Annotated in this window: 4 protein-coding genes and 1 pseudogene; 3 read left to right on the forward strand and 2 right to left on the reverse strand. The window is 41.5% G+C overall.

Features of this window, described 5'->3' with window-relative positions; translation table 11 throughout:
• A pseudogene (locus tag V5298_RS19890) lies at positions 1-136 on the reverse strand (IS110 family transposase); the annotation flags it as partial.
• A gap of 339 nt (positions 137-475) precedes the next feature.
• Between V5298_RS19890 and V5298_RS19895 the strand changes: the two are divergent.
• From V5298_RS19895 to V5298_RS19905, 3 genes are all read left to right on the forward strand, one after another.
• Entirely contained in the window at positions 476-1,990 is a 1,515-nt protein-coding gene (locus tag V5298_RS19895) for an LA2681 family HEPN domain-containing protein (protein WP_332933165.1), read from the forward strand.
• Between the two features lie 192 nt (positions 1,991-2,182).
• Positions 2,183-2,620 (forward strand): hypothetical protein, encoded by a 438-nt coding sequence (locus V5298_RS19900; RefSeq protein ID WP_332933166.1) that lies wholly within the window; start codon positions 2,183-2,185, stop codon positions 2,618-2,620.
• A 223-nt stretch (positions 2,621-2,843) separates the two neighbouring features.
• Complete coding sequence (locus tag V5298_RS19905; RefSeq protein WP_332933167.1) at positions 2,844-3,521, forward strand: GntR family transcriptional regulator; 678 nt, start codon at positions 2,844-2,846, stop codon at positions 3,519-3,521.
• On the opposite strand, the gene V5298_RS19910 is transcribed toward V5298_RS19905, so the two are convergent.
• Positions 3,518-4,272, reverse strand: a 755-nt coding sequence (locus V5298_RS19910; RefSeq protein WP_332933168.1) for a Gfo/Idh/MocA family oxidoreductase, incomplete at its 5' end; no start/stop codon positions are given. The two genes, V5298_RS19905 and V5298_RS19910, sit on opposite strands and share 4 nt — an antisense overlap.

Consider the following 4,272-nt stretch of genomic DNA (forward strand, 5'->3'; position numbering starts at 1 on the left):
TATTTATCGCCTCCCCTATGCCTTTCTTATCGTTGCTCACTTTGAAGTATTCGCCCAAGGGCCGAATGTGTATATCGAGAAAATCTTTACCTACATCTACACCCACGTTTATGTTTTGCACTACTAATTTATTCATAATAAGCTAACTCTGGTTTGCTAAATGCGAGCTCGAGGCCCAGTCGACTATTCGAGTATGTTGCTTGGAGCACTGTGTGGCGTTCATGTTTGTTATCGGTCTCTCAATTGAGGAGCCTTCGCTTAATCGAACTACCACGCAGCCAACTTTGGTTGCAGCCAAAGTCTGGGCCTCAATTTACCCATCTTTGAAAAGGAAATGTGGTGAATTTAGGGAATAATTATCCATACAAACTGCTCAAGTTCGCAGCAAAAAACGCTGCGGGACAGTTACTCGCTGGCTTCGCCAACAACACTCGCAACGGCCCCTTAGCAGGGCGTTAGATTTCTTGGAGTTTAAGTGGAAATAGCTGATATCTCAGAAAAGCTACAGAGGCTGCTCGATGATGACCCTGCTCAAGCTATCAATGAAGCTTTAAAGCTTTCAGGAAACATTAACTTTGAATTGTTGAAGGCAGCAATTCTTGTAGATGCAGGAGCAATGGTTAAAAACCATGATGTGGTCCTCAAAGGAGTTAAAATATTTCGTAATGCCGTTGTCAATTACCAAGACAACTCAGAGTTAAAGTATAACCTGGCCAACGGATTACATGCTTTGGCTCTGTCTACGACATATAAAGGCTTTAGCTGGTACCAAGAGACAGAAGATTCTAGATTAGAAGCAAGACAATATTTCTATGTGGCGGCAAACGCCTCTAATGCTTCATTTGACATAAGATCACAATCTTTCACCAATTTAGGAAACCTTTTGTGGTCATCTTATCGTTGGGTTGAGGCATATGATTTCTACACGCTAGCTCTGAGAGAGAACCCTAGAAATGGAGTCGCAAGCTCAGGTGCTTTAAAAATGCTCAAGTACGCATTGCAGCAAGAGTTGGGTGACTATGTATTGCTAGTAGAAGAAATTGAATATTTGGCAACCCATGCAAAAAACAATCTAGAAACCATATATTCTTACGCTGGTGGTTATGGTGTGAAAGGCATCGTAGATGAGATAAAAGACATTCACACTGGAGAAAAAAAGAAGCCTGCTAATGAATGCGATGAATATGAGAGTTTTGTTGTTTCAAATAACCTAACATTATCTCCGACGATTCATTCTCATGAGCATGACTCAAAATATTGGGATAATATTAATATCTCGTCTGTGGGTGTTAAAGTTAGTGGTAATAGTTCAGTTCCTGAAATATTCGCCATGATAAACATTTTAAAATCTGACTACATTCTTGCAAGACAACTATTTTTTAATGCTTATAATCGATTGTTCAATGAAACGGGAAGCTATAACGACACTTTAAATTATGCTTGTTATGGGGTTAATGAATCGGCTTTAGCTTTGGCGCAGCGTAGTGCATTAGATATTTTAGATAAAGTAGCCGTAGCGACATTATCATATCTCGAAATTGGTGGCGCTAAGAGAACCTCGTTTAAAGAAGCTTGGTTTAAAAAGCGAAAGGAAAAAGACGCTAAAGAAGAGTTTAAGCCAAAAATATTGCAAGAAATAGAAGATGGCAATACTGCTTTACTAGCTTTGACTGAGGTCTCAAGGGATCTTTCAAATAAAAGCGGATACTTGTTTGAAAAACAAGTATCAAGAAATTCTTCTACTCATCGTTTTACTGTCCTTCATGATTTTGGTGGAATCTCAACAAGTCACTCTGGATGTTTAGAGCATTTTGATTATGAGATGTTCTTAAGAGAGTCGCTATATACATTAAAGTTAGCCAGAAGCTCGGTGATTTACTTTGTTCAAATGGTACTTATTCGAGAAAAGAGGCTCTCTGAACAAAAAGATGGAATTGTGATGCCGTTATTCGTTCCATCTCATGAGGATATTCGAGGATACGATGAGTAAAAATCTAACAAACGCGTCAATTAGGACGCTCGCAAGCTCGCGCCTATTACGCGAGCGTTATATCGCAAAGGAACATTCCAACAAATTCTTCACGCTTGAAAAACAACCAACAGACCGCATTAATGTATCAATGTATAACTAGCACAAAATGGTCCGCTGAATGCGTCTGATTACTTTAAGCCAGAATATGCTGTGAAACTCACCACCCTAATAAAAGAGCTATTAGCAGAGCGTCCAGGTATAACCCTGCATTCACTTGCTCTGGAAATTGCTAATTTGCACGGATTAGCCAGAACCAGCAAGAAACAAATAACTTATTTACGTCAAATTGTTGAAGGGTTCGCTGGGATTAATGAAAAACCTGGATATTCGCCAACACTTTGGTTGGAGCCTAAGGACAGGGTTGATTTAATCGAATGGCGAGGTGTTGATGCCTTCGGTTATGAGAGAAAATGGAATGAGTTAGCATATGAAGAAGCGTTAGGGCTTGCTAAATTTGCTATTGCCCAGAACCCTCATTCGCCTGTAGATGTGATGTGTGATGAGTTGAAGCTAAAACGGCGACACGAAACAACGATATCTCAATTTAATCAATGGATAGATGAATTGAATAAAAGGGTTGATGGATAGCTCAGTATTGAAGGATTTAAAATTAGAGGAACTCTTTTCCCTTACCCTTGCCCAAAAATCCATTCATCGCCATCTGTAACCCGGGTAAAGATACAAGCAAAGCGTTACCATTTATTGGCTGCAGTTAAATAAATTCAACGCTTTATTCTTGTGGCGGGCGGTATATAATGCGAATTGAAATATCAGTGCAACATTACAAAATTTTACAGGAACACTCTATAACGTGGCAAAACAGCAAAGTAAAACCAATGAGCCGACAGTTTCTTTAAGCAAGGCCGCTTATGAAAAAATTCTACAGTGGGTGTTTTCAGGAAAGCTCGTCCCCGGCGCGTTTATGTCGCAGAGTGAATTGTCTCAATTAATGGATATTCCCACCCAGCCACTTCGCGATGCGTTGCGGGTGTTAGAAAGTGAGAATATGTTAGTGATTCACCCCCGTTCAGGCATTCAGTTTAGAAAGCCCGACTTAGAATTTATACGGGCTACGTATCAGTTTCGCTCTATTATCGAAAGTGCGGCAGCGCGTAATTTTGCCCAATACGGGCAAGAATCGGTGATTAACGGCTTGATTGATGAGCACATAGCACTGATCGAACGGGTTGATAAAGAGGGGATCAATGACGGGATGCTAACCGACATCGAAGCCATGGAGCTTAAGTTTCATGGCGTGATGATCAACAGCCTCAACAACGAATTAGTTGAAGTTACTGCAACCCGTTTACGGCATTACATTAAACTCATTCAACTTGAGCACCACTTCACACCTACTTTGGTGAAAAGCTCCTTGAAAGAGCACGTGCGTATATTACAAGCCTGTGCTGACAGAGACGAAGAAATGGCCTCGCAGTATTTGCTTGAGCATTTCAAAGAAGCGTTACACCGCTATATGCGCCTGTTTTAAAACAGCGCGCGTATACGTTCTAATTGTTGCTGTAATAACAAACTTCTGGCGTGGGGCATTAACGGGTGTTCACCCTGTCCATTGGCAATGGCCTCTGCCACCGCTTGGGCTTCAAAATGCAATCCCGAGCCCGGTGAGTTATCGGTATATTCATCAATTTTTTCGTCAAGCTGGTATAAGGCGCAGGATTTTCCCCGCCAGAAATTGGGAATTTTAATATAGCCTTTATCGCCAATGATCAACGCGGCATTTTGCATTCTGCACTGAAACGATGTCGCCAAAGTCAGTTTTACCTTGTTGCATGACGCCAGTATGATGACATCGTCGTCTACTTTGCTGGGGGCAATGTGGGCTCTAACGACAATATCCTCAAGTTTACCTGGGGTAAAGTACTGCGCCAGAGCGAGGGGGTAAATTCCCATGTCGAACAAGCAGCCTCCGGCTAAATCCGGATTGTACATTCTGCCTTCGGGTTCATAGGGCACTAAATAACCAAAATCCGCTTTAATGTGTTTAATGGTGCCAATTCGTCCTTCTGCTACCCACTGTTTCGCCATAAGCAATGAGGGTAAGAAATAGGTCCACATGGCTTCCATTAAGAAAAGCCCCTTTTTTTTCGCAAGATCAGAAAGCTGACGGAACTCATCGCTGCTTATGGTGATGGGTTTTTCACAGAGAACATGTTTTCCTGCACACAGCGCATCGTACACATTTTGGAAGTGAAAATTGTGCGGTGTAGCCACATAAATAA

Source organism: Alteromonas sp. 14N.309.X.WAT.G.H12 (assembly GCF_036697315.1).
In the GTDB taxonomy this organism is placed as follows: domain Bacteria; phylum Pseudomonadota; class Gammaproteobacteria; order Enterobacterales; family Alteromonadaceae; genus Alteromonas.